General features: G+C 64.7%; 21 protein-coding genes. 15 read left to right on the plus strand and 6 right to left on the minus strand.

Going from position 1 to position 26,739, the window contains the following annotated elements:
- The first annotated feature begins 50 nt into the window (after positions 1-50).
- The 3 genes from AC0KXH_RS08865 to glgB all read left to right on the plus strand — a co-directional run bounded on the left by AC0KXH_RS08865 (position 51) and on the right by glgB (position 7,718).
- Positions 51-2,063 carry an alpha-1,4-glucan--maltose-1-phosphate maltosyltransferase gene (locus AC0KXH_RS08865; protein ID WP_488224515.1) on the plus strand — a complete coding sequence of 671 codons (2,013 nt, stop codon included), beginning with the start codon at positions 51-53 and terminating at the stop codon, positions 2,061-2,063.
- A gap of 119 nt (positions 2,064-2,182) precedes the next feature.
- Positions 2,183-5,509 (plus strand): maltose alpha-D-glucosyltransferase, encoded by a 3,327-nt coding sequence (treS, locus tag AC0KXH_RS08870; RefSeq protein ID WP_488224516.1) that lies wholly within the window; start codon positions 2,183-2,185, stop codon positions 5,507-5,509.
- Positions 5,502-7,718 (plus strand): 1,4-alpha-glucan branching protein GlgB, encoded by a 2,217-nt coding sequence (gene glgB, locus AC0KXH_RS08875; protein ID WP_488224517.1) that lies wholly within the window; start codon positions 5,502-5,504, stop codon positions 7,716-7,718. The genes treS and glgB overlap by 8 nt, the downstream gene beginning before the upstream one ends.
- On the opposite strand, the gene AC0KXH_RS08880 is transcribed toward glgB, so the two are convergent.
- From AC0KXH_RS08880 to pqqA (AC0KXH_RS08905), 6 genes are all read right to left on the minus strand, one after another.
- Positions 7,715-8,569 (minus strand): dihydroorotate dehydrogenase, encoded by an 855-nt coding sequence (locus tag AC0KXH_RS08880; protein WP_488224518.1) that lies wholly within the window; start codon positions 8,567-8,569, stop codon positions 7,715-7,717. The genes glgB and AC0KXH_RS08880 overlap by 4 nt on opposite strands.
- A complete protein-coding gene (gene serC / locus AC0KXH_RS08885; RefSeq protein ID WP_488224519.1) occupies positions 8,562-9,662 on the minus strand; it encodes a 3-phosphoserine/phosphohydroxythreonine transaminase in 1,101 nt (366 codons plus the stop codon). The genes AC0KXH_RS08880 and serC overlap by 8 nt, the downstream gene beginning before the upstream one ends.
- Positions 9,643-10,146, minus strand: coding sequence for a urate hydroxylase PuuD (locus tag AC0KXH_RS08890; RefSeq protein WP_041105673.1), 504 nt, complete (start codon positions 10,144-10,146; stop codon positions 9,643-9,645). Before AC0KXH_RS08890 ends, serC begins: the two co-directional genes overlap by 20 nt.
- A gap of 206 nt (positions 10,147-10,352) precedes the next feature.
- Complete coding sequence (gene pqqE / locus AC0KXH_RS08895; protein WP_488224520.1) at positions 10,353-11,498, minus strand: pyrroloquinoline quinone biosynthesis protein PqqE; 1,146 nt, start codon at positions 11,496-11,498, stop codon at positions 10,353-10,355.
- Positions 11,467-11,760 carry a pyrroloquinoline quinone biosynthesis peptide chaperone PqqD gene (gene pqqD / locus AC0KXH_RS08900; protein ID WP_488224521.1) on the minus strand — a complete coding sequence of 98 codons (294 nt, stop codon included), beginning with the start codon at positions 11,758-11,760 and terminating at the stop codon, positions 11,467-11,469. The genes pqqE (AC0KXH_RS08895) and pqqD (AC0KXH_RS08900) overlap by 32 nt, the downstream gene beginning before the upstream one ends.
- A gap of 59 nt (positions 11,761-11,819) precedes the next feature.
- Positions 11,820-11,894 carry a pyrroloquinoline quinone precursor peptide PqqA gene (gene pqqA / locus AC0KXH_RS08905; RefSeq protein WP_074519857.1) on the minus strand — a complete coding sequence of 25 codons (75 nt, stop codon included), beginning with the start codon at positions 11,892-11,894 and terminating at the stop codon, positions 11,820-11,822.
- A 403-nt stretch (positions 11,895-12,297) separates the two neighbouring features.
- Between pqqA (AC0KXH_RS08905) and exaC the strand changes: the two genes are divergently transcribed.
- From exaC to AC0KXH_RS08965, 12 genes are all read left to right on the plus strand, one after another.
- Positions 12,298-13,818, plus strand: a complete 1,521-nt coding sequence (gene exaC / locus AC0KXH_RS08910; RefSeq protein WP_043219971.1) for an acetaldehyde dehydrogenase ExaC — start codon at positions 12,298-12,300, stop codon at positions 13,816-13,818.
- Positions 13,819-14,035: 217 nt separating this feature from the next.
- Positions 14,036-15,154 carry an oxidoreductase gene (locus AC0KXH_RS08915; RefSeq protein WP_043219973.1) on the plus strand — a complete coding sequence of 373 codons (1,119 nt, stop codon included), beginning with the start codon at positions 14,036-14,038 and terminating at the stop codon, positions 15,152-15,154.
- Between the two features lie 152 nt (positions 15,155-15,306).
- Positions 15,307-15,378 (plus strand): pyrroloquinoline quinone precursor peptide PqqA, encoded by a 72-nt coding sequence (gene pqqA, locus AC0KXH_RS08920; protein WP_003253598.1) that lies wholly within the window; start codon positions 15,307-15,309, stop codon positions 15,376-15,378.
- A gap of 53 nt (positions 15,379-15,431) precedes the next feature.
- Positions 15,432-16,343: a pyrroloquinoline quinone biosynthesis protein PqqB gene (gene pqqB, locus AC0KXH_RS08925; RefSeq protein ID WP_488224522.1), complete on the plus strand. Its 912-nt coding sequence runs from the start codon at positions 15,432-15,434 to the stop codon at positions 16,341-16,343.
- Positions 16,344-16,373: 30 nt separating this feature from the next.
- A complete protein-coding gene (gene pqqC, locus AC0KXH_RS08930; protein ID WP_488224523.1) occupies positions 16,374-17,129 on the plus strand; it encodes a pyrroloquinoline-quinone synthase PqqC in 756 nt (251 codons plus the stop codon).
- Positions 17,130-17,193: 64 nt separating this feature from the next.
- A complete protein-coding gene (pqqD, locus tag AC0KXH_RS08935; RefSeq protein WP_041105664.1) occupies positions 17,194-17,472 on the plus strand; it encodes a pyrroloquinoline quinone biosynthesis peptide chaperone PqqD in 279 nt (92 codons plus the stop codon).
- Positions 17,444-18,598 (plus strand): pyrroloquinoline quinone biosynthesis protein PqqE, encoded by a 1,155-nt coding sequence (pqqE, locus tag AC0KXH_RS08940; protein WP_041105662.1) that lies wholly within the window; start codon positions 17,444-17,446, stop codon positions 18,596-18,598. Before pqqD (AC0KXH_RS08935) ends, pqqE (AC0KXH_RS08940) begins: the two co-directional genes overlap by 29 nt.
- A gap of 6 nt (positions 18,599-18,604) precedes the next feature.
- Positions 18,605-20,479 carry an alpha/beta hydrolase family protein gene (locus AC0KXH_RS08945; protein ID WP_488224524.1) on the plus strand — a complete coding sequence of 625 codons (1,875 nt, stop codon included), beginning with the start codon at positions 18,605-18,607 and terminating at the stop codon, positions 20,477-20,479.
- Between the two features lie 84 nt (positions 20,480-20,563).
- On the plus strand, positions 20,564-21,727 hold the full coding sequence (gene ercA / locus AC0KXH_RS08950) for an alcohol dehydrogenase-like regulatory protein ErcA (RefSeq protein ID WP_041105658.1): 1,164 nt from the start codon (positions 20,564-20,566) through the stop codon (positions 21,725-21,727).
- On the plus strand, positions 21,711-23,393 hold the full coding sequence (locus AC0KXH_RS08955; protein WP_488224525.1) for a PAS domain-containing hybrid sensor histidine kinase/response regulator: 1,683 nt from the start codon (positions 21,711-21,713) through the stop codon (positions 23,391-23,393). Before ercA ends, AC0KXH_RS08955 begins: the two co-directional genes overlap by 17 nt.
- 90 nt (positions 23,394-23,483) lie before the next feature.
- Positions 23,484-25,733: an Orn/Lys/Arg family decarboxylase gene (locus tag AC0KXH_RS08960; protein WP_043219989.1), complete on the plus strand. Its 2,250-nt coding sequence runs from the start codon at positions 23,484-23,486 to the stop codon at positions 25,731-25,733.
- A gap of 193 nt (positions 25,734-25,926) precedes the next feature.
- On the plus strand, positions 25,927-26,739 hold the full coding sequence (locus tag AC0KXH_RS08965) for a crotonase/enoyl-CoA hydratase family protein (RefSeq protein WP_312939181.1): 813 nt from the start codon (positions 25,927-25,929) through the stop codon (positions 26,737-26,739).

Raw genomic sequence — 26,739 nt, forward strand, 5'->3', positions numbered from 1 at the left:
AGCGGGTCGGTGTGTCGTTCCGTCACGCCCAGCGCTTCAGGAGCCGTTCGATGACCGATGCCAAGCATTCTGCCTCCCTCCACCCACGACTCACCGAGGCCATGCGAATGCCACGTATCGCCATCGAGTCGAGCGAGCCGGTCATCGACGGCGGTCGCTTCGCGGCAAAAGGCATCGTTGGCCAGCCGGTCAGTGTGGCGAGCAAGATCTTTGCCGACGGTCACGACAAGCTCGCGGCGGCGGTGTGCTGGCGCATCAAGGGCGAGAGCAGCTGGCGGCGTGCGCGGCTCAAGGCGCTGGTCAATGACAGCTGGGAGGGCCACTTCACGCCGACCCAGGTCGCCAGTCATGAATTCATGATCGAAGCCTGGTGGGACGTTTTCGAATCGTATCGTTATGAGCTGTCGAAGAAACACGCCGCTGGTGTGCCGATCAGTGTCGAACTGGAGGAGGGCAAGCGCCATCTGCAGCGTGCCGTGGAACGTGCCCAGGGCGAAGTGCGCGCCGCGCTCAGCGATCTCTTGCATAGGCTCGAAACGGCTCATCTGGAAGACGAGCGGGTGTCGGTTTTGCTGGCCGAGGAAACCGCAGTGGCGATGGCCGCCGCCGACCCACGCGAGCACTGCAGTCGCAGCCCGGTCTATCCGTTGGAGGTCGAGCGAGTCAGGGGGCAGTTCGCCAGTTGGTACGAGCTGTTCCCCCGTTCGGAAACCGACGATCCCAGCCGCCACGGCACGTTCCGCGACGTGCACAAGCGCTTGCCATCGATTCGCGACATGGGGTTCGACGTGCTTTATTTCCCGCCGATCCATCCGATCGGGCGCAAGCACCGCAAGGGGCCGAACAACAGCCTCGAGGCGGGCCCCAGCGACCCCGGCAGTCCCTATGCGATAGGCAGCGAGGAGGGCGGTCACGATGCCATCCACCCGCAGCTGGGAACGCTCGAGGACTTCCGTGAGCTGGTTCGCGCAGCCGCCGAGCACGGCCTGGAAATCGCGCTTGATTTCGCCATTCAGTGCTCGCCAGATCACCCTTGGCTGACGGAGCACCCTGGCTGGTTCTCCTGGCGGCCGGACGGCACCATCAAATACGCCGAAAACCCGCCCAAGAAGTACCAGGACATCGTCAACGTCGACTTCTACGCCGAGGACGCCCTTCCGGGGCTCTGGCTGGCGCTGCGCGATGTGGTGTGGCACTGGGTCGAGCAGGGCGTGAAGATGTTCCGGGTCGACAACCCGCACACCAAGCCGCTGCCGTTCTGGGAATGGCTGATTGCCGATATCCGTGAGCGCGACCCGGATGTGATGTTTCTGTCCGAGGCCTTCACCCGCCCGGCGATGATGGCGCGGCTGGGCAAGGTAGGCTTTTCTCAGAGCTATACCTATTTCACCTGGCGCAACACCAAGGCCGAGTTGGCCGAGTATTTCGGCCAGCTGAACGAGCCGCCGTTGCGCGATTGCTACCGGCCGAATTTCTTCGTCAACACGCCGGACATCAATCCGTTCTTCCTGCAGGAGTCCGGGCGAGCGGGTTTTCTCATCCGCGCCGCGCTGGCCACCATGGGCTCGGGCTTGTGGGGCATGTATTCAGGCTTCGAGCTGTGTGAGGCAGCGGCGATTCCCGGCAAGGAGGAGTACCTGGATTCGGAGAAGTACCAGATTCGCCCGCGCGACTACCACGCGCCCGGCAACATCGTCGCCGAGATCGCCCAGCTCAATCGCATCCGCCGCCAGAATCCGGCGCTGCAGACGCACCTCGGCTTTCAGCCCTACCTGTGCTGGAACGACAACATCCTCTATTTCGGCAAGCGCACGGCCGACCGCTCCAACTTCATTCTCGTGGCGATCAGCCTCGATCCGCACAACGCTCAAGAAGCGCATTTCGAGCTGCCGCTCTGGGAACTGGGCCTGCGCGACGATGCCCAGACCCAGGGCGAAGACCTGATGAACGGCCACCGCTGGTCCTGGTATGGCAAGACGCAGTGGATGCGGATCGAGCCCTGGCATTTGCCCTTCGGGATCTGGCGGCTGACCGCCGAGCAGGTCGATCCAGACTTGAAGTGAATTCTAGGATAACAGCAAAAACGTAGATTATTCAGTTAGATATGAAGCAAACGTAAGACCGTTTATAGCCACTGAAATCGCGGTGGAAACGGCAGTGACGGCGAAAAAGGAACCGGAACATGGCGAAACCGCGCAAGCCCGCAGCCTTCATCAAGGACCCGCTCTGGTACAAGGACGCCGTGGTCTACCAGGTCCACCTGAAGTCCTTCTTCGACTCCAACAACGACGGCGTCGGCGACTTCGCCGGGCTGATCGACAAGCTCGACTACATCGCTGACCTGGGGGTCAACACCATCTGGCTCCTGCCGTTCTATCCCTCGCCGCGTCGCGACGACGGCTATGACATTGCCGAATACAAGAACGTCCACCCCGACTACGGCAGCATGGCCGACGCGCGGCGCTTCATCACCGAAGCGCACAAGCGTGGGCTGCGGGTGATCACCGAGCTGGTCATCAATCACACGTCCGATCAGCACCCCTGGTTCCAGCGCGCCCGCAAGGCGAAGAAGGGCTCGGCGGCGCGCAATTTCTACGTCTGGTCCGACACCGACGACAAGTACCAGGGCACGCGGATCATCTTTCTCGACACCGAGAAATCCAACTGGACCTGGGACCCGGTGGCCAAGCAGTACTTCTGGCACCGCTTCTATTCGCACCAGCCGGACCTGAACTTCGACAACCCGCAGGTGATGAAGGCGGTACTCGGCGTCATGCGCTACTGGCTCGACCTGGGCATCGACGGCCTGCGCCTGGATGCGATTCCGTACCTGGTCGAGCGTGACGGCACCAACAACGAGAACCTGCCCGAGACCCATGTGGTGCTCAAGCAGATCCGCGCGGAAATCGACGCCAACTACCCCGACCGCATGCTGCTGGCCGAGGCCAACCAGTGGCCCGAAGACACCCAGCTGTACTTCGGGGGGGAGAATGGCGGCCCCGGCGATGAGTGCCACATGGCCTTTCACTTCCCGCTGATGCCGCGCATGTACATGGCCATCGCTCAGGAAGACCGCTTCCCGATTACCGATATCCTGCGCCAGACGCCGGACATCCCGGACAACTGTCAGTGGGCGATCTTCCTGCGCAACCACGACGAACTCACCCTGGAAATGGTGACCGACAAGGAACGCGATTACCTCTGGAACTACTACGCGTCGGACAAGCGCGCGCGAATCAACCTTGGCATTCGCCGGCGCCTGGCACCGCTGCTCGAGCGCGACCGCCGGCGCATCGAGCTGCTCAACAGCCTGTTGCTGTCGATGCCCGGCACGCCGGTGATCTACTACGGCGACGAGATCGGCATGGGCGACAACATCTTTCTCGGCGATCGTGATGGCGTACGTACGCCCATGCAATGGTCGGTGGACCGCAACGGCGGCTTCTCGCGCGCCGACCCGCCGAGCCTGGTACTGCCGCCGATCATGGACCCGCTCTACGGTTACCAGACCATCAACGTCGAGGCGCAGCAGCGCGACCCGCATTCGCTGCTCAACTGGACGCGGCGCATGCTCGCCATTCGCAAGCAGTTCAAGGCGTTCGGGCGTGGCACGCTGAAGATGCTCGCGCCGAACAACCGGCGCATCCTCGCCTACCTGCGCGAGTTCACCGGCCCGGACGGGCAGACCGAAATCATCTTCTGCGTGGCCAACGTCTCGCGTTCGGCGCAGGCCGCCGAGCTGGAAATGTCCCAGTACGCCGGCATGGTGCCGGTCGAAATGCTCGGCGGCAGCGCTTTCCCGCCGATCGGCCAGCTGCCTTATCTGCTCACTCTGCCGCCGTATGGCTTCTACTGGTTCCAGCTGGCGACCAGCAATCAGATGCCCAGCTGGCATCAGGAGCCGGTGGAAACGATGCCGGACTTCCAGACGCTCGTGCTCAAGCGCCTGGACACCCTGAACAGCGCCTGCCGCAAGATCCTCGAAAGCGACTCGTTGCCGACCTATCTGCCGAAGCGGCGCTGGTTCGCCAGCAAGGACAGCGCCATCGACGCGGTGCACATCTGCTACGCGGTACCTTTCGGCGATCCGCAGCGGCCGGTGCTGCTCAGCGAGATCGAAGTCAGGAGCGGCGAACGCACCGATGTCTACCAGCTACCGTTCGGCTACCTGCCCGAGGCCGAGTTCGGTACGGCGTTGCCGCAGCAGTTGGCAATGGCGCGGGTTCGCCGCGGGCCTCAGGTGGGCCTGCTGACCGACGCCTTCACGCTGGACAAATTCATCTTCGCGGTCGTGCAGGGGCTACGCGACCAGCTCGTGCTCGACAGCGGAAACGGCGAGATTCGCTTCGTGCCGATGCGCCAGCTCGACGAGATCGAACTGCCGGCCGAACTGGAGGTGCGTTACCTGACCACCGAGCAGTCGAACAGCTCGGTGATCGTCTCCAACCTGGTGATGATCAAGCTGCTGCGGCGTGTGGCCGCGGGCGTGCATCCGGAGCTGGAGATGGGCAGCTTCCTCACCGAGCGCGGCTTCGCGCATATCTCGGCCATGCTCGGCCAGGTCAGCCGCGTCGATCAGCAGGGCAACCCCTATGCCCTGATGGTGGTACAGCGCTACCTGGACAACCAGGGCGACGCCTGGGAGTGGACGGTCAACACGCTCGACCGTGCCGTGCGCGACCAGCTGGCCGGCGGCGTTTCGCTGCACGAGAACCAGTACAGCGCGCTGGACGAACTGGAAGTCTTCAACCGTTTGCTCGGCCAGCGTCTCGGTGAAATGCACCGGGTTCTGGCCAGTGACACCGATGATGCCGCATTCGCCGCCGAGCCGACCGAGCAGGCGCAGGCCCGGGAGATCGGTGAATCGGTGCGCGAGCAGCTCGGCCGAGCGTTCGAATTGCTCGACAGCCGTCGGGGCGAGCTCGAGCGCAAGGACGCCGCGCTGGTCGACAAGCTGTTCGGGCAGCGCGAGGCGCTACTGAGCGAAGTCGATCGTCTGGCCATGCGCACGCTCGGCGGGCTGCGGATCCGCGTTCATGGTGACCTGCATCTGGGGCAGGTGCTGGTGGTGCAGGGCGACGCCTACTTCATCGACTTCGAGGGCGAGCCGGCCCGGCCGCTGGCGCTGCGCCGTGGCAAGTACAGCCCGTACAAGGATGTCGCGGGTATTCTGCGGTCGTTCGAATATGCCGCGGCGATGACCGTTCGCAATGCACAGGTCAGCGACAGCTCGGCCGAAGCCGGTCAGGCACGCCAGACCATCGCCGAACACTACGCGGCGAGCGCGCGCAAGGCGTTCCTCGACGGCTATTGCGAAGCGGTAACCGGAATCGGCCATGCTTGGCGGGACGCAGAGGGCGACACGGCGACGCTGACGCTATTCACCCTCGAGAAGACCGCGTACGAAGTGGCCTACGAGGCTGAGAATCGGCCCGCCTGGCTGTCGGTCCCCTTGCAGGGCCTGGCAGCGCTGGCTCACCAGCTTTGCAGAGGAGAGTCCAATGAGTGATCGTCCGGCCGTGACCATGCCCGGAGAAAACCTGCTGCCCAGCGATGCCGAGGTCGACGCGCTGGTCCGCGCCGAGCATGGCGATCCGTTCTCCATCCTGGGCCCGCACCCCGACGGCGATGGGCTGGTGATTCGTGCCTACCTGCCGAACGCACTCGGTGTCGAGGTGCTCGACCGTTCGGGGGGCACTGCACTGGGCAGCATGGAGCAGGGGCAGGTGCCGGGATTGTTCTTCATTCGTCTGGCCAATCCGCAACCCTACCTGTTGCGCATCCGCTGGGCTGGTGGGGAGCAGGTCACGGAGGACCCGTACAGCTTCGGGCCGCAGCTCGGCGAAATGGACATCTATCTGTTTGCCGAGGGTAATCATCGCCATCTGGGGCGGGCGTTCGGCGCCCAGCTGATGACGGTCGACGGTGTCGAAGGCGTACGCTTCGCGGTCTGGGCGCCGAATGCGCGGCGCGTCTCGGTGGTGGGCGATTTCAATGGTTGGGACGGGCGCCGCCATCCGATGCGGCTGCGCATTCCCGCAGGGGTCTGGGAGATCTTCATCCCCAGGCTCAGGCCTGGCGACCGCTACAAATACGAGATTCTCGGCCCCGGCGGCGTGCTCCCGCTGAAGGCCGATCCGGTGGCGCTGGCCACCGAGCTGCCACCGGGTACTGCCTCGGTGGTCGCTTCGCCACTGGACTACGAATGGCGAGACGACAGCTGGCTGCAGCAGCGCATGGTGCGCCAGAAGGTTGACCAGCCGATGAGCATCTACGAGGTGCACGCCGGCTCCTGGCGGCGCGAGGGCGGCGATGACGGGCGGCTCTACAACTGGCACGAGCTGGCCGAGCGGCTGATCCCTTACGTGGTCGAGATGGGCTTCACCCATATCGAGCTGATGCCGATCATGGAGCACCCGTTCGGCGGTTCCTGGGGCTACCAGCCGCTCTCGCAGTTCGCGCCGAGCGCCCGTTACGGCTCGGCGCACGATTTCGCCGCGTTCGTCGATGCCTGCCACTACGCCGGCATCGGCGTGATCCTCGACTGGGTGCCGGCGCATTTCCCCACCGACGCTCATGGCCTGGGCGACTTCGACGGCACCTCGCTGTACGAGTACGACCACCCGTTCGAAGGCTTCCATCAGGACTGGGACACCTACATCTACAACCTTGGGCGCACCGAGGTGCACGGCTTCATGCTGGCCTCGGCGTTGCACTGGCTGCGCGAGTTCCACGTCGATGGCCTGCGTGTGGATGCGGTCGCCTCAATGCTCTACCGCGACTATTCACGCAAGGAAGGCGAGTGGATTCCCAACCGCCACGGCGGACGGGAGAACCTCGAGGCCATCGAGTTCCTGCGTCACCTCAATGACGTCGTCGCCCTCGAGGCGCCCGGCGCGATGGTGATTGCCGAGGAGTCCACCGCGTTCCCGGGGGTCAGCAAACCGACCAGCGAAGGCGGCCTGGGCTTTGCGTACAAGTGGAACATGGGCTGGATGCACGACACCCTCAAGTACGTCGAGCAAGACCCGGTGCACCGTCAGTATCACCATGACGGCATGACCTTCGGGATGGTCTACGCCTACTCGGAACACTTCGTGCTGCCGATCTCCCATGACGAGGTGGTGCACGGCAAAGGGTCGCTGATCGACAAGATGCCGGGTGACCGTTGGCAGATGTTCGCCAACCTGCGCGCCTATCTCGCGTTCATGTGGACGCATCCGGGCAAGAAACTGCTGTTCATGGGTTGCGAATTCGGCCAGTGGCGCGAGTGGAGCCATGACCGCGAGCTCGACTGGTTCCTGCTGGACGAGCCGGACCACCGCGGCGCCCAGCAGATGCTGCGCGACCTCAACCGCCTGTACGGGCAGGAGCCGGCGCTGTACCAACTGGATGCCGACCCGCGCGGTTTCGAATGGCTGATCGGCGACGATCGGGCCAACAGCGTGTTCGCCTGGTTGCGGCGCAGCGCGGCTGGCGACCCCTTGCTGGTGGTGTGCAATTTCACCCCGGTGGTGCGGGAAAACTACCGGATCGGCGTGCCCCTGGAAGGGCGCTGGCAGGAGATTTTCAACAGCGATGCCGCCTGTTACGGCGGGTCGAATGTTGGGAATGGTGGCAGCCTGGGCGTCGAGGCGACGCCCAGCCACGGCCAGGCGGTTTCGCTGAACCTGACCCTGCCACCGCTTGGGGTGCTGATCTTCCGGCCAGAGGGCTAGCTGGCCGGTGCGCCCCCGGGCAGCAACGAACGGGCGATCCATGGGCCGCGGTGCAGCAGCGCGCTATGCAGCTGCACCAGGTCAGCTCCGGCGACCCGACGAGCCTGCACATGGGCGGCCGTCTGAATGCCGCCGACGGAAAGCAGCGCCATCTGCGGCCCGCAGATGGCCTTCAGGGCCGCGACCTGCGCACAGGCCTCGTACTGCGTGCTTGGTTGCTGCCAACGGCGATAGCGCGCGGCGGTCGCCGGTGGGCCGGGGTCATGCGCCGCGAGCAGGCCGTCGTAGCCTAAGGTCCGCAATCGCTCGGTCAGCTCGAGCGGCACCTCGCCCGGCACACAGCGCAGCTTGACCAGCAGCGGGACGTGTCGCCCGCTCTGCTCGCGCAGTCGATCGATCTGCTGACGCAGCATTCTGAGTACCTCGTGCAGCCGCGCTGGCTCAGCAAGCAGCGCGGCGCTAAGTGGACTCAGCAGGTTGAGCATCAGGTAGTCCGCCGCCTGCCAGGCGCGGGTGATTCCGTTGCGCAATGTCTCGGCGTCCGCCGCTACCGGCAACCCCAGATTGACACCCAGTACGGCATCGCCCGGCTGCGTGCGCCAGCGCGGCAACCTGGCGATGTCGAAGGTGCCGAGTTCGCTGGAGCCGAACCCCAGCCGGGCAGCGCCACGTCCCAGCTTGCCGTGCCTGTCGAAGCCGGCGGCGATGCCCAGCGGCGAAGGAAAGCTCAGCCCCATGACGCGAATGGCCTGGTGCCGCTGCGGCAGCGGGGCCAGTCGCGCCGCCAGGTAGGTCGCCCCATACAGTGTGCGGTGGGCCAGGCGTCGGAAGTCGATCGAGAGGTCAGGCATTGCGTTTCTCGAACGCACGCATGAACGAGACCAGCCGGGCGACGCCCTCCACTGGCATGGCGTTGTAGAGGCTGGCCCGCACGCCCCCCAGGGCGCTGTGACCTTGCAGGTTGTGCAGGCCGCTGCGTTCGGCCTGCTGCAGGAACGGCGCCAGGAGCGAGTCGTCGGTCAGTTCGAAGCAGACATTCACGGTTGAGCGATCCTCGTGGCGGATGGCGCAGCGGTAGAGCCCGCTGGCGTCGATGCAGTCATACAGCTGCCGGCTGCGCTCACGGCAGCGTTGCGCCATCGCCGTCACGCCACCACGCCCGGCGATCCAGTGCAGCATGCGATTGGTGCAATAGAGCGCAAGCGTGGGCGGAGTGTTGAAGCGGCTGTGCTGTTCGGCGAGCACCTGGTAACTGAAGGCGCTGGGCAGCCCCGCGCGTGGGGCATGGAGCAGGTCGCGCCGGATGATCAGCAGGCACAGCCCGGGCACTCCCAGGTTTTTCTGGGTGCTGGCGTAGATCATGCCAAAGCGCTCGACCGGGATCGGCCGGGTGAGCAGGTCCGAGGTCATGTCGGCTACCAGCGGCACCGCCAGCTCGGGAAAAGCCTGCATCTGCAGGCCGCTGCCGGTTTCGTTGCTGGTCACGTGGCAGTAGCCCGCATCGGCTGGCACCTGCCAATCCCGGCTCGGCGGCATGGCGGTGTAGCCGGTGGCCTCGCCGCTCGCGGCCAGCCTCGCCGGCGCGTGGCGGCAGGCTTCGATGAAGGCCTTGCGCGACCAGTGGCCGGTCACCAGGTAGGCCGCCGATTGCCCGGCGGCCAGGAGATTCAGCGGCAGCAGGCCGAACTGGGCGGAGGCGCCGCCCTGGGCGAACAGCACCTCATAGTCGGGCGGTATCGCCAGTAGCGTGCGCAGCAGCCCCTCGGTCTCCTCCATCAATTGGCGAAAGCCGGCGCCGGTGAAGGGCTGCTCGAGCAGCGGCACACCGCAGGCCGGCGCTTGGGTGAGCCAATCGGCCAGCTGCAGGCGCACCTCGGTCGGCAACATCGCCGGCCCGGCGGCGAAGTTGTAGCGCTCGGCGCGCTCAGAACAGATGCAGGCCATGACTGCCGGCCGCCATCGAAAGCAACAAGGGAAAGGACAGGATGGTGTTGCTGCGCGAGGAGAGAAAGGTGATCCGCGAGCAACGAACCCGCTCTTCGAGCGTCGCCGGGACAAAGCCAAGCAGCTTTTTCTGATGCGGCCAGAGCACCAGCCAGAGGTTGAGCAGCATCAGCGTACCGATCCAGGCGCCGAGGCCGATCACCGCCAGCGGCCCTTCGAGCAGCAGCGCATCGGGTAGCCAGCCGCGCTGCCAGAGCATGAACATGCCCGAGGCCCAGACGACCAGCGAGGCGTAGCGGAATATGCCGTGTTCACGTTTCATCCGCGCTTCCAGGTCGCGGTTCAGCGTGGCGACGTCGATTCCGTTCTGCAGCGGAACGAAGCGCGGGTTCTGTATGAAGTTGGCGTAGTTGTGGCCGACCCAGACGAGCGCAAAGAGCAGGTGCGCGTACCGGGCCAGTACGTCGAGCAGTGGCAGTTGCATCGGGCGCCTCCAGGGCGTTGGTCTGTCGAGGTCGGGCCGTCGGCGCATTCGATGCGCCTGGCCTGCGGGCTGTGTGGTTCGTGCATGCTGCCCGCCGGGTGCCGGCGTGCAGCCCCTTGGGTCAGGCCCGCTAGATCACCCAGCTCAACAGCAGGTAGCAGCCGAGCGTCAGCGCAAGACCGACGCTGACGGTTCCGCCGAACGAGTCATGGGGCAGTTTCAAGGTCTACCCCCTGGCTGGCGTGCCTTGCGATCAACTGGCCCGGCGCGCGCGTGGCATCCTCGGCGAGCTGTACGGCCTGCTGGATCAGCTGATGCCTGGGGGACTTGCTGCACGCCGGATCGGTGTTGGCGCCATTGCCGGTCAGCAGCAGGGCCTGGCAGCGGCAGCCGCCGAAGTCCTTTTCCTTTTCGTCACAGCTACGGCAGGGCTCTGGCATCCAGGCATCGCCACGGTAGAGATTGAAGACGGACGAGTCATGCCAGATCTGCTCGAGGCGCTGCTGGCGTACGTTGGGAAACTGGAGATCCTTGAAGTTGCTGGCCTGGGAGCAGGGCAGCACGTTGCCGTTCGGCGCGATGGTCACGTGGATCGCACCCCAGCCGTTCATGCAGGCCTTGGGCCGGCCCTCGTAATAGTCAGGGATGACGAAGAAGATGGTTAGCCGGTCGCCATAGCATTGCCGTGCTCGCTGCACCTCGGCTTCGGCGCCCTGCAGCTGCTCGCGCGTGGGCATCAGTTCGTCACGGTTGAGCAGGGCCCAGTTGTAGTACTGCACGTTGGCCAGCTCGACGTACTCGATTCCCAACTCGACGGCCAGCTCGATGATGTGCGGGATCTGGCCAATGTTCTGCCGGGTGATCGGCACGTTGAGCACCATGGGAAAGTCCAGCGACTTGATCAGTCGGGCCATGCGCAGCTTGCGTTCCCAGGCGTCGACTCCGGCCAGTTGGCGCGCCACGTTGCGGTCGGTGGACTGAAAACCGAGCTGGACGTGCCGCAGCCCGGCGGCTTTCAGGGCGTGCAGCCTGGCTTCGGTCAGGCCGATGCCGGAGGTGATCAGGTTGGTGTAGTAACCCATGCGATCGGCTTCGGCGACGAGGGTTTCCAGATCCTTGCGCAGGGTCGGTTCGCCACCGGAGAAACCGATCTGCATGGCGCCCATGGCGCGCGCCTGGGCCATCACGTCGATCCACTCCGCCGTGCTCAGTTCGTCCTGGCGATAGTCCGCGAAGTTGCGTGGGTTGCTGCAGAACACGCACTGCAGCGGGCATTGGTAGGTCAGCTCCAGCAGCACCCAGACCGGGTTGCCGCTGCCGTCAAGCCTTAGCTTTGATCCAGCCTTTGCCATGGGATACCTCCAGGAAGTTCAGGACGCCGGCCCTTACGGCCGCCGGGTCGGATGCGCTGTAGCTGTGCGCGAGCGATTCGATCAGCTCAGCCACCGTGGTCTTGCCGTCGCAGCGCTTGAGGATTTCGCCGCCGCTGGCGTTGAGCTTCACGATGCCCTCGGGGTAGAGCAGCACATGGGCCTGCTGCGATTCCTCCCAGCGAAACAGGAAAGGCGGGCGAATCTCGTAACGGGTGGTTGGCGATGGGGTTGTTGTTGTCATGGCCAGTTCCTCGTCTGACCGGCGCGGCGATGGCGTGGCGCCGCCGCGCCGGCGTGGGCTCAGCGAACGTAGACGTACGCGGTGACTTCGAAGCCCAGACGCAGGTCGCAGAACTCTGGATCGATCCACTGCATGGCGGTTCTCCTCTAGCGGTTTCAGGGGTGTGTCGCGGTGTCGCGTTTCGAAACTAAGCCGGGACTCTGCTCACCCTAATAGGACTTTTGGGTCGATTCCTTCGGCTGTTGGTCCTGGTTTTTCGCGGGCTCGGATTTATTTGCCGAGCGCGCTGCCAGGCTTGTCTGCGGTCAATGACAGGGCGGGTTTGGCGCCTAGCATGAGCGGTTTTTTTTCGCGTTTTCGCCGCGCTCGGAGGCCGCCGCGCCGCTGCGGCGAACCTTGGCATCTACTACCAAATGAGGAACCCATCGCTGCCATGGGGGCATACCTGGGCCTTCATGGCACTGCCTAAGATCGGTCCATGCCCTGTGCCCGCTGGCGCAGGCTCCACAAGCAGAAAGAAAGAGAGAGGCCGCATCCATGATCTACGCACAACCCGGTACGCCAGGCGCCGTCATTTCCTTCAAGCCGCGCTACGGCAACTACATCGGTGGTGAGTTTGTCCCGCCGGTCAAGGGTGAGTACTTCGTCAACACCTCGCCGGTAAACGGTGAAGTCATCGCCGAGTTTCCGCGTTCCGGTGCCGAAGACATCGAAAAGGCGCTGGATGCCGCCCACGCTGCTGCCGACGCCTGGGGACGCACCTCGGTTCAGGATCGCGCCAACATCCTGCTGAAGATTGCCGATCGCATCGAAGCCAACCTGGAAAAGCTCGCTGTCGCCGAAACCTGGGACAACGGCAAGGCCGTGCGCGAGACGCTGAATGCTGACGTGCCGCTGGCTGCCGACCACTTCCGCTACTTCGCCGGCTGCATCCGTGCGCAGGAAGGCAGCGCCGCTGAAATCAACGAGCACACCGCTGCCTACCATTTCCACGAGCCGCTGGGCGTGGTCGGCCAGATCATTCCGTGGAACTTCCCGCTGCTGATGGCCGCGTGGAAGCTGGCTCCGGCCCTGGCTGCCGGCAACTGCATCGTGCTCAAGCCGGCCGAGCAGACTCCGCTGTCGATCATGGTCCTGATCGAGGCCATCGGTGATCTGCTGCCGGCGGGCGTGCTGAACATCGTCCAGGGCTTCGGTCGTGAAGCCGGCCAGGCACTGGCGACCAGCACCCGCATCGCCAAGATCGCCTTCACCGGTTCGACCCCGGTGGGCTCGCACATCATGCGCTGCGCGGCCGAGAACATCATTCCGAGCACCGTGGAACTGGGCGGCAAGAGCCCGAACATCTTCTTCGACGACATCATGAATGCCGAGCCGGCCTTCATCGAGAAAGCCGCCGAAGGCCTGGTGCTGGCATTCTTCAACCAGGGCGAAGTGTGCACCTGCCCGTCGCGCGCGCTGATCCAGGAATCGATCTACGAGCCCTTCATGGAAGTGGTGATGAAGAAGATCAAGGCGATCAAGCGCGGCAACCCGCTGGATACCGACACCATGGTCGGCGCCCAGGCGTCCGAACAGCAGTTCGACAAGATTCTCTCGTACATGGAAATCGCCCAACAGGAAGGCGCGCAGATCCTCACCGGCGGCGCGGCCGAGAAGCTCGAAGGCGGCCTGGCCAGCGGTTATTACATCCAGCCGACCCTGATCAAGGGCGACAACAAGATGCGTGTGTTCCAGGAAGAGATCTTTGGCCCGGTGGTCGGCATCACGACCTTCAAGGACGAAGCCGAGGCCCTGGCCATCGCCAACGATACCGAGTTCGGCCTGGGTGCCGGCGTCTGGACCCGCGACATCAACCGTGCCTATCGCATGGGTCGTGGCATCAAGGCCGGCCGCGTCTGGACCAACTGCTACCACCTGTACCCGGCGCATGCCGCGTTCGGTGGCTACAAGAAGTCCGGCGTTGGCCGCGAAACCCACAAGATGATGCTCGACCACTATCAGCAGACCAAGAACCTGCTGGTCAGCTACGACATCAACCCGCTGGGTTTCTTCTGATCTGATCGGCCCGGCGCGTTCGCTCCAGCGCGCCGGTTATTTGCAAGCACCCAAGGTGCACGGCTGCCGTCGGCCTCCCTCCCATGCACCCGGCAGCTTTATTGCAACGCGGCTTCGGCCGCGTTCTTTTTTTTCAGCAGGTCCCCGGCCATCGCCCACGGCGAACTCGGCCCGCTTGGCGGTCTCTGAAAGGCATATCCCCCAGCAGGAATCCGATATGCCACGTCTTGCAGACCCATTCGCACTCAAGCACCTGACGCTGCGCAATCGCGCCGTGCTCGCGCCGATGACCCGTGTCAGCGCCGAACCCGACGGGCAGGCCAACGAGCTGATGCGCGACTATTACCAGTCCTTTGCCGAAGGCGGCTTTGCCATGCTGATCAGCGAAGGCACCTACACTGACACCGAGTACAGCCAGGGCTACTTCAACCAGCCAGGGCTGGCCACCGCCGCGCAGCGTGATAGCTGGAAGCCGGTGGTCGAGGCGGTGCACGAAGCGGGCGCGCTGTTCATCGCGCAGCTCATGCACGGCGGTGCGCAAACCCAGGGCAACATCCACCATGCGCGCCACGTCGGGCCCTCGGCCGTGCAGCCCGCGGGCCAGCAGTTGGCTTTTTACGGTGGTGAAGGGCCTTACTCCACGCCTGCCGAAATGAGCGAGGAGGAGATCCAGCAGGCCATAGAAGGCTTTGCCCAGGCTGCACTGCATGCACGCGACGCCGGTTTCGATGGGGTTGAGCTGCACGCGGCCAACGGCTATCTGCTGCATGAGTTTCTCAGCGTCGAGTTCAATCAGCGTAACGACCGCTGGGGCGGTGACTTCAAGGCCCGGCTGGCGCTGCCGCTTGCCGTCCTGCGACGCGTGCGCGAGGTGGTCGGCGAGCGTTTCGTGGTCGGCATGCGGTTATCGCAGGGCATGGTGACCGACGGCCGATTGAAGTGGGACGGCGGCATCGAGGAGGCGAAGATCCGCTTCGCGACGCTCGCCGATGCGGGGCTGGACTATCTGCACGTCACCGAGTACGACGCCGCCCAGCCAGCGTTCGGCGAAGGCCCGAGCCTGGCAGCCATTGCCAGCCGCTGCGTGCCGATACCGGTGATCGGCAACGGCGGCATCACCACCGGCGAGCAGGCTGATGCCTTGCTCGAGCGTGATGATGTGGCGCTGGTGGCCATCGGCAAGGCAGCGCTTGCGAACCACGACTGGCCCAGGCGCATCGAGGCCGGTGCCGGGCTGGCGAGCTTCGAGCAGGCGATGCTCCAGCCCATGGCGACGTTGACCAACGAGCTGGCCTGGCGCAATGCAAACGACCGTCCGGCCACGCTGCGTGCGTGAGCCGGTAGCTGTTCCGCCAGCGACAGGCGCTGTGACTTCAGCACTACCAATGCAGGCTGTTGTCTCCTTCCAAAGTACCATTCTGCTCATGCGGAACAGGGTGCTTAATGAGGTTGTCGGAATCGTCCGGCACAGAAAAAGAGGACCGACCCATGTGGACCAAACCCGCTTTCACTGACCTGCGTATTGGTTTCGAAGTGACCATGTATTTCGCCAATCGTTGATTGGCTGCGCCCCGGTCAGCCGGGGCTTTGCTTTTTTGAAGGGGAGCTGGCCTATGTTCGTACGGATTCTCGGATCTGCCGCTGGAGGCGGCTTCCCTCAGTGGAACTGCAACTGCGCCAACTGCTCCGGGGTGCGCAACGGCACGCTCCGCGCCCAGCCGCGCACCCAGTCGTCCATCGCCATCAGTGACGACGGGCAAAACTGGATTCTCTGCAACGCCTCGCCGGACATTCGTGCCCAGCTCGAGTCGTTTCCCGCGCTGCAACCGGCGCGTCGCCCACGCGATACGGCGATCGGCGCGATCATCCTGCTCGACAGTCAGATCGACCACACCACCGGCCTGCTGACCCTGCGCGAAGGGTGCCCGCACGAGGTGTGGTGTACCGAGATGGTCCATCAGGACCTGACCACCGGTTTCCCCCTGTTCAACATGCTTTCGCACTGGAATGGCGGGCTGCGCTGGAACCCCATCGGCCTGGAAGGGCAGTTCTCCATCGATTGCTGCCCGAATCTGCTGATCTCGCCGATTCCACTACGCAGCTCAGCGCCGCCCTATTCACCGCACCGCAACGATCCGCATCCGGGTGACAACATCGGGCTGCTGATCGAGGATCGCCGCAGCGGCGGGAGTCTGTTCTATGCGCCGGGGCTCGGCCAGGTGAGCGAGGCGCTGTGCGAGACCATGCGCGGCGCCGATTGCCTGCTGGTCGACGGTACGCTCTGGCGTGACGACGAGATGCAGGTGCGCGAGGTAGGCGACAAACTCGGCAGCGAGATGGGCCACCTGCCACAGAGCGGCCCGGGCGGCATGATCGAGGTGCTCGACCGCGTGCCGGGCAAGCGCAAGATCCTCATTCACATCAACAACACCAATCCGATCCTCGACGAGGATTCGGCCGAGCGCAGGATCCTCGACGAGCACGGCATCGAAGTCGCCTTCGATGGCATGGACATCGAGCTGTAGCACCAGACGAACCAGAAAAGGACTGCTTTCATGACGCTGCCGGCCATGAGCCCCACCGAATTCGAGCAGGCGCTGCGCGCCAAGGGCGACTTCTACCACATCCACCATCCGTACCATCGTGCGATGTACGAGGGGCGCGCCACGCGCGAGCAGATCCAGGGCTGGGTGGCCAACCGTTTCTACTACCAGGTGTGCATTCCGGTGAAGGATGCGGCGATCATGGCCAACTGCCCGGATCGCGCGACCCGGCGCGAGTGGATCCAGCGAATCATCGATCACGACGGTCGTCCCGGCGAGGAGGGTGGGATTGAGGCCTGGCTGCGTCTGGCCGAGTCCGTGGGGCTCGATCGCGAGCAGGTGCTGTCCGAAGAGCTGGTGCTGCCTGGCGTCCGTTTCGCAGTCGATGCCTATGTGAATTTCGCCCGTCGCGCCAGCTGGCAGGAGGCGGCCAGCAGCTCGCTCACCGAGCTGTTCGCGCCGACGATCCATCAGTCGCGGCTGGATGCCTGGCCACAGCATTACCCCTGGATCGACCCGGCCGGCTACGACTATTTCCGCAAGCGGCTCAAGGAAGCGCGGCGTGATGTCGAGCACGGCCTGCGTATCACGCTCGAGCACTATCGCACCCGCGAGGCGCAGGAGCGCATGCTCGAGATCCTGCAGTTCAAGCTCGACGTGCTCTGGAGCATGCTCGATGCCATGAGCATGGCCTATGAGCTGGACCGCCCGCCGTACCACACCGTGACCCGCGAGCGGGTCTGGCATCGTGGCATCGCCTTGCGATGACGAGGCCTGGACGTAGTGGAATGCAGATGCCGCCGTGCGTCATGCATCCCCGGAGAACGAATCGATGAGCGACGACATCCTGCTGAAGGTTCCGGCCTTGCGCCGCGGCTATCGCTTTCAGTTCGAGCCGGCCCAGGGCTGTCATGTGCTGCTGTACCCCGAGGGCATGATCAAGCTCAACGAGAGCGCCTCGGCAGTGCTCGAACTGGTCGATGGGGCGCGTACCGCAGGCGCCATCGTCGCCGAATTGCAGGCCCGGTTCCCCGAAGCCGAAGGGATCGAGGAAGACATTCTGGGCTTTCTGGAGGTTGCGCTTGAACGTTTCTGGATCGAGTTTCGCTAAGCCTGACGTGAGTGTCGGCCCGCCGATGTGGCTGCTGGCCGAGCTGACCTACCGCTGCCCACTGCAGTGCCCCTACTGTTCCAACCCGCTGGATTTCGCCGCGCATCAGCAAGAGCTCAGCACCGAGCAGTGGATCGAGGTGTTCCGCCAGGCGCGCGAGCTGGGCGCGGCCCAGCTGGGGTTTTCCGGGGGCGAGCCGCTGGTCCGCCAGGATCTGGTCGAGCTCATCGGTGCAGCCCGCGAACTCGGTTACTACACCAACCTCATCACCTCCGGCATCGGGCTGACCGAGGAGAAGATCGCCAGCTTCGCCGAGGCGGGGCTGGACCATATCCAGATCAGCTTCCAGGCCGCGGACGAGGAGGTGAACAATCTGCTCGCCGGTTCGAAGAAAGCCTTCGCCCAGAAGCTGGAGATGGCTCGTGCGGTCAAGCGCCACGGCTATCCGATGGTGCTCAATTTCGTCACCCATCGGCACAACATCGACAACATCGACAACATCATCCGCCTGTGCCTGGAGCTGGAAGCCGACTTCGTCGAGCTCGCCACCTGCCAGTTCTACGGCTGGGCGGAACTGAACCGCGCCGGGTTGTTGCCGAGCAAGGCCCAGCTGGTGCGCGCCGAGCAGATCACCAACGAGTGGCGTGAGCGGCTGGCTGCCGAAAAGCATCCATGCAAGCTGATCTTCGTCACGCCGGACTATTACGAGGAACGTCCTAAGGCCTGCATGAACGGGTGGGGTAACCTGTTCCTCGACATTACCCCCGACGGTACTGCGCTGCCGTGCCACAGCGCGCGTCAGCTGCCGGTGCAGTTTCCCAACGTGCGCGAACACAGCATCGAGCATATCTGGTACCACTCCTTTGGCTTCAACCGTTACCGGGGCGATGACTGGATGCCCGAGCCCTGTCGCAGCTGCGATGAGAAGGCCCGCGACTTCGGCGGCTGCCGCTGCCAGGCCTTCATGCTCACCGGCGACGCCGCCAATGCCGACCCGGTTTGCAGCAAGTCGGGCCAGCATGAGCTGATTCTCGCCGCGCGCCGCCAGGCCGAGGAGGCGCCCGAGCCGCTCGAGGGGCTGACCTGGCGCAACCCGCAGGCTTCGCAGCTGATCTGCAAGGGCTGAGGGCCGGTGCCGGCTGCGACGTTGCCGTACGGTGACTGGCCAAGCGCCTGGACGGCGCAACGTGCGGCCGAAGCCAGCCGCGACTTTGCCGAACTGTGCGCAGGGCACGGCGGGCTCTACTGGATCGACTACTGCCCGAGCGATTCGCGCTGCACGCTCTGGCATTGGCGCAGCGATGCAGCAGCGCGCTGTGTGACGCCGCGCGGTTTCTCCGTTCGCAGCCGGGTCTACGAGTATGGCGGCGGTGCCTTCTGCCTGCTGCCGCACCAGCTGGCCTTCGTCAACGAGGCCGATCAGCAGATCTGGTTACAGCCGGTGGACGACGCGGCTGCTCCCCCATGGCCGCTGACCTCTGCCGCCGAGCGGCGCTACGGCGATCTGCAGTACGACCCGCTGGCGGAGGCGGTTCTTGCGATAGAGGAGAGCCACGAAGCTGGCGTCGTGCGGCACCGCTTGGTCAGCATCGCAGTCGCTGGCGGGGCGCGACAGGTGGTTGCCGAAGACACGGACTTCTATTCGGCACCGACCCTCAGCCCGGATGGCCAGCGCCTGGCTTGGGTCGAATGGGATCGTCCGCATCAACCCTGGAGCCGGAGCCGGTTGCAGCTTGCGCAACGCAGCGACGGTCGATGGTGCGCTCCGCGCTGCCTGGCTGGCGCGAATCGCGTCGAGTCGGTTCAGCAACCGCGCTTCTCGGCTGACGGCGTACTCCATTGGCTGAGCGATCACTCCGGCTGGTGGCAGCCATGGCGCGAAACGGAGCGCGGGGCCCGCCAGCTGATCGAAGCGCCATATGACCACGCGCCAGCGCCCTGGCAACTGGCGACCCGCAGCTACCTGCCGCTGGGCCATGGCAAGCTGCTGCTCACCCGGCAGGTCGAAGGGTTCGGCCTGTTGCTCGAAGCGGATGGCGCCGGCACCCAGCGCCGCTTGGCCGAAGGCTTCAGCCGCTGTCGACAGCTGGCTGCCGACGCCGAACGCTTCTACTGCATTGCCGGCTCGCCGACGCGCCTGCCCGCCGTTCTGGCCATCGAACGACGCGATGGAACCGTGCGGGTCCTGGCCGGCGGCGCGTCGCCGCTGGCCGACGAAGACGTTTCCCGGCCGGAGCCGTTGGCTTTCGCCACAGCCAACGGCGAGACGGCCTACGCCTTTTTCTTCGCGCCCCGCAATCCTCGCTGCGCGGCGCCGAGCGGCACGCGACCGCCGCTGGTGATCTTTGTGCATGGCGGGCCTACCTCCGCCTGTTATCCGGTATTCGATCCACGCATCCAGTTCTGGACCCAACGTGGATTTGCCGTCGCCGACCTGAATTACCGTGGCAGCACCGGCTTTGGACGCGCCTACCGCCAGCGCTTGCACCTGTCTTGGGGAATAACCGATGTCGAAGATGCGCTGGCGCTGGTCGAGGCGCTGAGCATTCAGCAGCGGGTCGATCCGCAGCGGGTGTTCATCCGCGGTTCCAGCGCCGGCGGTTACACCGCGCTGTCGGCGCTGGCGGCATCGCACCGGTTTCGTGGCGGCGCCAGCCTTTACGGGGTGAGCGACCCGCGGGTGCTGCGCCGGGTGACACACAAGTTCGAGGGCGATTACCTGGACTGGCTGATCGGCGATCCTGAACAGCTGCCCGAGCGCTATCGCGCGCGCTCGCCGTTGCATCGGGCCGGAGATATCCGCAGTCCGGTGATTTTCTTTCAGGGTGGGCTGGACGCGGTGGTACTACCCGAGCAGACCGAGCGCATGGTCGCCGCACTCCAGGCGCAGGGGGTCGAGGTCGAGTACCGCCGCTATCCCGGCGAGCGGCACGGATTCCGTGACGCGGCCAACCTGGCCGATGCGCTGGAGCGGGAGTGGCGCTTCTACCTTCGTCTGCTGGCTTGACCGCTCGCCGTTCGGAGCATTGCATTAACCCCTCAATGCAGTAGGCTTTGCGTTGTTGTTACAAAAAATAAAAAGGCCGTAGTGATGAGCCCGAATATCAGCCTGCAGCGCAAGTTCGTCTCCCCGGAAATCGTATTTGGCGCAGGATGTCGCCACAGTGTCGGTACCTGTGCAGCCAACTTCGGCGCTCGCAAGGTACTGCTGGTGACCGATCCGGGCGTTCAGGCCGCGGGCTGGGTCGATGATGTACAGGCTGCGCTGGAACGTTCTGGCATCGAGCATTGCCTGTTCGCCCAGGTGTCGCCCAACCCGCGTTGCGAAGAGGTGATGCTGGGGGCCGAGCTCTATCGCAGCGAGGGCTGCAATGCGATCGTCGCGGTCGGCGGCGGCAGCCCGATGGATTGCGCCAAGGGCATCGGCATCGTCGCCGCACATGGTCGCCACATCAGCGAGTTCGAGGGCGTCGACATGCTGCGCGTGCCGAGCCCGCCGATCATCCTGATCCCCACGACGGCCGGTACCTCGGCAGATGTTTCGCAATTCGTCATCATCTCCAATCAACAGGAGCAGATGAAGTTTTCCATCGTCAGCAAGGCCGCGGTGCCGGATGTGTCGCTGATCGACCCGGAAACCACCCTGAGCATGTCGCCTTTCCTGTCGGCCTGTACCGGTATCGATGCACTCGTGCATGCGATCGAGGCGTTCGTCTCGACCGGCCATGGCCCGCTGACAGACCCGCATGCACTCGAGGCCATGCGCCTGATCGGCGGCAACCTGATCCGGATGATTGCCAACCCTGGCGATATCCAGCTGCGCGAGCAGGTCATGCTCGGCAGCATGCAAGCCGGCCTGGCGTTCTCCAATGCCATCCTCGGTGCCGTTCATGCCATGTCGCACAGCCTCGGCGGCTACCTGGACCTGCCTCACGGGCTATGCAATGCGGTGCTGGTCGAGCATGTGGTCGCCTTCAACTACGATGCCGCGCCGGAGCGTTTCAAGATCGTCGCCGAAACGCTGGGCATCGATACCCGCGGCCTGACCCAGCGGCAGGTTCGCGAGCGGCTGGTCAGCCATCTGATCGATTTCAAGCGCGCCGTGGGCTTCACCGAGAGCCTTTCGCTGCATGGCGTGAACCTGAGCGACATTCCGTTCCTTTCGCAACACGCGATGCGCGACCCGTGCATCCTCACCAATCCCCGCTCGTCGACTCAGCGCGACGTCGAGGTCGTTTATGCCGAAGCCCTCTGACGGCCAGCACGACGCTTTGGCGCAGTTGCTGGGGTTCGGCAGTCATTCGGCACGCAAGAGTCACTATCCGGAACTGCTGGCGCGCCTCGAGGAGCTCGAGGCCGAGCGCAATCGCTACAAGTGGCTGTTCGAGCATGCGGTCCATGGCATCTTCCAGGCCAACCTGCAGGAGGGTATTCGTGCGGCGAACCCGGCGCTGGCACGAATGCTCGGCTACGACACGCCGGAGCAGGCGCTCTGGGGGCTGACGGATCTGGCGCATCACCTGTTTCTGGGGGGCGAGGCCGAGCTGCGCACGATTCGCCAGATCCTGAGCAGCGAGCGGGCCCTGCTGGGGTACGAAACGCGGCTGCGCCGTCGCGACGGCAGTGCGATCGACGTGATCATGAACCTGCTGGTCAAGCCCGACGAGGACGGACTGGTAGAGGGATTTGTCGCCGACATCACCGAACGCAAGCTGGCGCAGTTGCGCCTGATACAGCTCAACGAGCAACTCGAGCAGCGTGTCGCCGAGCGAACCTGTGAGCTGCGCGAGGCGCGGGATGTGGCCGAGGCGGCCAATCGCAGCAAGGACAAGTACCTCGCCGCGGCGAGCCACGACCTGTTGCAACCACTGAACGCGGCGCGCCTGCTGATCTCCACGCTGCGCGAGCGGGCGCTGCCGGTGCCGGAGCAGACGCTGGTCGAGCGCGCCCATCAGGCGCTGGAAGGCGCCGAAGACCTGCTCACCGACCTGCTGGACATTTCCAAGCTGGACCAGTGCGCGATCAAACCGGACATCGACGCCTACCGGCTGGACGAAATCCTCCTGCCGCTGGCTTCGGAATTCCAGTCCGTGGCCGAGGCCGAGCAGCTGCAGCTGCGCTGCTTCGTGCCGACTTATGCGGTCTACAGCGACTTTCGCCTGCTGAGCCGAATCCTGCGCAACTTCCTGTCCAACGCCTGTCGCTATACCGATCAGGGGACGGTGCTGCTCGGCGCCCGGCGCCGTGGCGACTGTGTACGTATCGAGGTCTGGGACACCGGACGCGGCATCGCCACCGACCAGATCGGCGCCATTTTCCAGGAATTCAACCAGCTGGGCGTGCAGCGGGCCGCTGAACGCAAAGGTGTGGGGCTTGGCCTGGCGATCGTCGATCGGATCGCCAACATGCTCGACTATTCGCTGCAGGTGCGTTCGCAACCCGGGCGCGGATCGGTATTCAGCATCGACGTGCCGCTCGCGCCGCTGCCGGTCCGAGAGCAGCGCACCTCGGCGGCTGCGACGACGTTTGGCGATCCGCTGCCGGGTTGCCGGTTGCTCGTGCTGGACAACGAGTCCAGCATTCTGCTGAGCATGGCCGCGCTGCTCGGGCAGTGGGGCTGCTGCGTGCTCACCGCGGCCAACCTGGAGGAGGCGGTCGAGGCGCTTGGCGATGAGCCGCCTGCCGTCATCCTCGCCGACTATCACCTCGATCACGAGGTCACCGGCTGGGAAGTCGCGCAGGCGCTGCGCGAGCGTTTCGCCCGCGATATCCCCGTCGTGATGATCACCGCCGACCGCAGCGACGAGTGCCGCCAGGCCTTGCAGGGCTTCGGCGTTCCGGTGCTGAACAAGCCGGTCAAGGCCGGCAAGATGCGCTCGGTGTTGTCGCACCTGCTGGGTGAGGGTAAGGCAGGCGGCTGACCCGCCAGGCTTCGGGCTGGCGGTCGTCTGCCCCTACCGTTTTGGCGTGGGCGCTTCTACCCTGAGCCTAACCGTTCAGCTGGAGTCCCCATGTACAAAGAACTGAATTTCCCCGTGCTGATCGTCCATCGGGACGTCAAGGCCGATACGGTCGCCGGCGAGCGCATCCGTGGCATCGCCGCAGAGCTCGAGCAGGATGGCTTCAACATCCTGCCCACGGCGAGCTCGGCGGAAGGGCGCATCGTCGCCTCTACACATCATGGCCTGGCGTGCATCCTCGTCGCCGCGGAGGGCGCCGGAGAAAATCAGCGGTTGTTGCAAGACGTGGTCGAACTCATTCGTGTGGCCAGGCGCCGGGCACCGCAACTGCCGATCTTCGCCCTGGGCGAGCAGGTGACCATCGAGAACGCACCGGCCGAAGCCATGGCCGACCTCAACGAGCTGCGCGGACTGCTCTATCTGTACGAGGACACCGTGCCGTTTCTGGCACGCCAGGTGGCGCGCGCGGCACGCAACTACCTGAACGACCTGCTGCCGCCGTTCTTCCGCGCGCTGGTCCAGCACACCAGCGAATCGAACTACTCCTGGCACACGCCCGGTCACGGGGGGGGCGTGGCTTTCCGCAAGAGCCCGGTGGGGCAGGCCTTCCACCAGTTCTTCGGCGAGAACACCTTGCGCTCGGACCTTTCGGTCTCGGCGCCGGAACTCGGTTCGCTGCTCGATCACACCGGCCCGCTGGCCGCGGCAGAGGCGAGGGCGGCGCGCAACTTCGGCGCCGACCACACCTTCTTCGTGATCAATGGCACCTCAACGGCGAACAAGATTGTCTGGCATTCGATGGTGACCCGCGGCGACCTGGTGCTGGTCGATCGCAACTGTCACAAGTCGATCCTGCACTCGATCATCATGACCGGAGCCATCCCGCTCTATCTGACGCCGGCACGCAATGAGCTCGGCATCATCGGGCCGATTCCGCTGGAGGAGTTCAGCCAGGCTTCGATTCGCGCCAAGATCGAGGCCAACCCGCTGACGCGCGGGCGTGAGCCCAAGGTTCGGCTGGCTGTCGTGACCAACTCCACCTACGACGGGCTCTGCTACAACGCCAACCTGATCAAGAAAGCGCTGGGTGACAGCGTCGAAGGCCTACATTTCGACGAAGCCTGGTTCGCCTATGCGGCCTTCCACGAGTTCTATGACGGTCGCTACGGCATGGATACCCGCGAGCAGGGCCCGCTGATCTTCACCACCCATTCCACGCACAAGCTGCTCGCCGCCTTCAGCCAGGCGTCGATGATCCATGTGCTCGATAGCACCACCCGCCAGCTCGACCGGGATCGTTTCAACGAAGCGTTCATGATGCATATCTCGACCTCGCCGCAGTACGGCATTCTGGCGTCGCTGGACGTCGCCTCGGCGATGATGGAGGGGCCCGCCGGGCGCTCGCTGATCCAGGAGACCTTCGATGAGGCACTGAGCTTTCGCCGCGCGCTGGCGAACCTCGGTCAGCACATCGCACCGGGCGACTGGTGGTTCACGATCTGGCAATCGCCGCGCGCCGATGGTGCCGAGCAGCTGCACAGCCGGGACTGGCTGCTGGAGCCTGAAGCCGACTGGCACGGCTTCGGCGATGTCGCCGAGGACTATGTCCTGCTCGATCCCATCAAGGTCACGCTGGTCACGCCCGGGTTGACCGCCGCCGGGGCGTTGAGCGAGCGCGGCATTCCCGCAGCAGTCGTCAGCCGCTTCCTCTGGGAACGGGGGCTGGTCGTAGAAAAGACCGGGCTCTATTCGATCCTGGTGCTGTTTTCGATGGGCATCACCAAGGGTAAATGGAGCACGCTGCTGACCGAGCTGCTCGAGTTCAAGCGTCATTACGACGCCAACCTGCCGCTGTGCGAAGCACTGCCGTCGATTGCCAGCCAGGGGCGAGAGGCTTACGCCGGGATGGGGTTGCGCGACCTGTGCGATGCCTTGCACGCCTGCTATCGGGACAACGCTACGGCGCGGGCCATGCGGCGCATGTACACGACCCTGCCGGAGATCGCCATGACGCCGTCGGAGGCCTACGAGAAGCTGGTGCGCGGGGAGGTGGAGGCGGTCCCAATCGAGGCACTGGAGGGCCGCATCGCTGCCGTCATGCTGGTGCCGTATCCGCCGGGAATTCCGCTGATCATGCCGGGCGAGCGTTTCAGTGCGCAGACGCGTTCGATCATGGACTACCTTCGCTTCGCCCGCGAATTCGCCAGGCGCTTTCCGGGCTTCGACGCGGACGTGCACGGCCTGCAACACGACGGCGCCGCCGATGGGCTCGGCTACACGGTAGATTGCATCTGTCAGTGACGGCGCTTTTCTCTTCGAGCTCAGCGGTTTACGAGCGGTTTGGCGCGCAGCGCCGGTGTTGCGTGCCGTGTTTCACAACGTCCGCATCCACATTCACCCCCGCAGGCGGTGCTTGTTATAGTTGCGCGGCTTTAACGAGCCGTCGGCGGGCATTGTGCCGACGCTTCCTGCGCCGGCTGTCGAGGATGATAGCGTGAACGAATACAAAGCCTTTCGTGTCGAGTTGGCCGACAAAGTCGCTCAGGTCGTGATCGACCGCCCCGAGAAGATCAACGCGATGAACGCTGACTTCTGGGCCGAAATCATCGATGTATTTCGCTGGGTCGATGACACCGACGAGGTGCGGGTGGTCGTCCTCAGCGGGGCCGGGCCGCATTTCTCGTCCGGCATCGATCTGCAGCTGCTCGCCCAGGTCGGCGCCCAGCTCGGCAAGGACGTCGGCCGCAATGCCGAGCAGCTGCGGCGCAAGATCCTGTCGCTACAAGCTTCTTTCAATGCCGTGGACCACTGCCGCAAGCCGGTCATCGCCGCTATCCAGGGCTATTGCCTGGGCGGCGCCATCGACCTGATTTCTGCTTGTGACATGCGCTACTGCAGCGCCGACGCCCGCTTCTCGATCAAGGAGATCGACATGGGCATGGCTGCCGACGTCGGCACCCTGCAGCGTCTGCCACGCATCATCGGCGACGGCATGATGCGTGAGCTGGCCTACACCGGTCGCACGCTCGATGGTGCCGAGGCCCAGGCGATCGGCCTGGTCAACCGGGTCTATGAAAACCCGAAAGCGCTGATGGAAGGTGTGAACGAACTGGCCCGGCAGATTGCCGAGAAGTCGCCCCTGGCCATCCGCGGCACCAAGGAAATGATTCGCTACATGCGGGACCATCGCGTCGACGACGGCCTCGAATACATCGCCACCTGGAATGCCGCCATGCTGCAGGCCGCCGATCTGCGTGTCGCGGTGGCGGCACACATGGCGCGACAGAAACCGGATTTTGCCGATTGA

The organism is Stutzerimonas sp. CXK-1 (genome assembly GCF_057738225.1).

Bases quoted from the DNA above. Each gene is read 5' to 3' on its own strand.
- AC0KXH_RS08915 (WP_043219973.1), top strand. From the start codon at position 14,036: ATGCCACGTCTTGCAGACCCATTCGCACTCAAGCACCTGACGCTGCGC.
- AC0KXH_RS08880 (WP_488224518.1), bottom strand. From the start codon at position 8,569: ATGCCTGACCTCTCGATCGACTTCCGACGCCTGGCCCACCGCACACTG.
- AC0KXH_RS08955 (WP_488224525.1), top strand. From the start codon at position 21,711: ATGCCGAAGCCCTCTGACGGCCAGCACGACGCTTTGGCGCAGTTGCTG.
- pqqC (WP_488224523.1), top strand. From the start codon at position 16,374: ATGACGCTGCCGGCCATGAGCCCCACCGAATTCGAGCAGGCGCTGCGC.
- ercA (WP_041105658.1), top strand. From the start codon at position 20,564: ATGAGCCCGAATATCAGCCTGCAGCGCAAGTTCGTCTCCCCGGAAATC.
- glgB (WP_488224517.1), top strand. From the start codon at position 5,502: ATGAGTGATCGTCCGGCCGTGACCATGCCCGGAGAAAACCTGCTGCCC.
- pqqD (WP_041105664.1), top strand. From the start codon at position 17,194: ATGAGCGACGACATCCTGCTGAAGGTTCCGGCCTTGCGCCGCGGCTAT.
- treS (WP_488224516.1), top strand. From the start codon at position 2,183: ATGGCGAAACCGCGCAAGCCCGCAGCCTTCATCAAGGACCCGCTCTGG.
- pqqE (WP_488224520.1), bottom strand. From the start codon at position 11,498: ATGGCAAAGGCTGGATCAAAGCTAAGGCTTGACGGCAGCGGCAACCCG.
- exaC (WP_043219971.1), top strand. From the start codon at position 12,298: ATGATCTACGCACAACCCGGTACGCCAGGCGCCGTCATTTCCTTCAAG.
- pqqD (WP_488224521.1), bottom strand. From the start codon at position 11,760: ATGACAACAACAACCCCATCGCCAACCACCCGTTACGAGATTCGCCCG.
- pqqB (WP_488224522.1), top strand. From the start codon at position 15,432: ATGTTCGTACGGATTCTCGGATCTGCCGCTGGAGGCGGCTTCCCTCAG.
- serC (WP_488224519.1), bottom strand. From the start codon at position 9,662: ATGGCCTGCATCTGTTCTGAGCGCGCCGAGCGCTACAACTTCGCCGCC.
- AC0KXH_RS08890 (WP_041105673.1), bottom strand. From the start codon at position 10,146: ATGCAACTGCCACTGCTCGACGTACTGGCCCGGTACGCGCACCTGCTC.
- AC0KXH_RS08865 (WP_488224515.1), top strand. From the start codon at position 51: ATGACCGATGCCAAGCATTCTGCCTCCCTCCACCCACGACTCACCGAG.
- AC0KXH_RS08960 (WP_043219989.1), top strand. From the start codon at position 23,484: ATGTACAAAGAACTGAATTTCCCCGTGCTGATCGTCCATCGGGACGTC.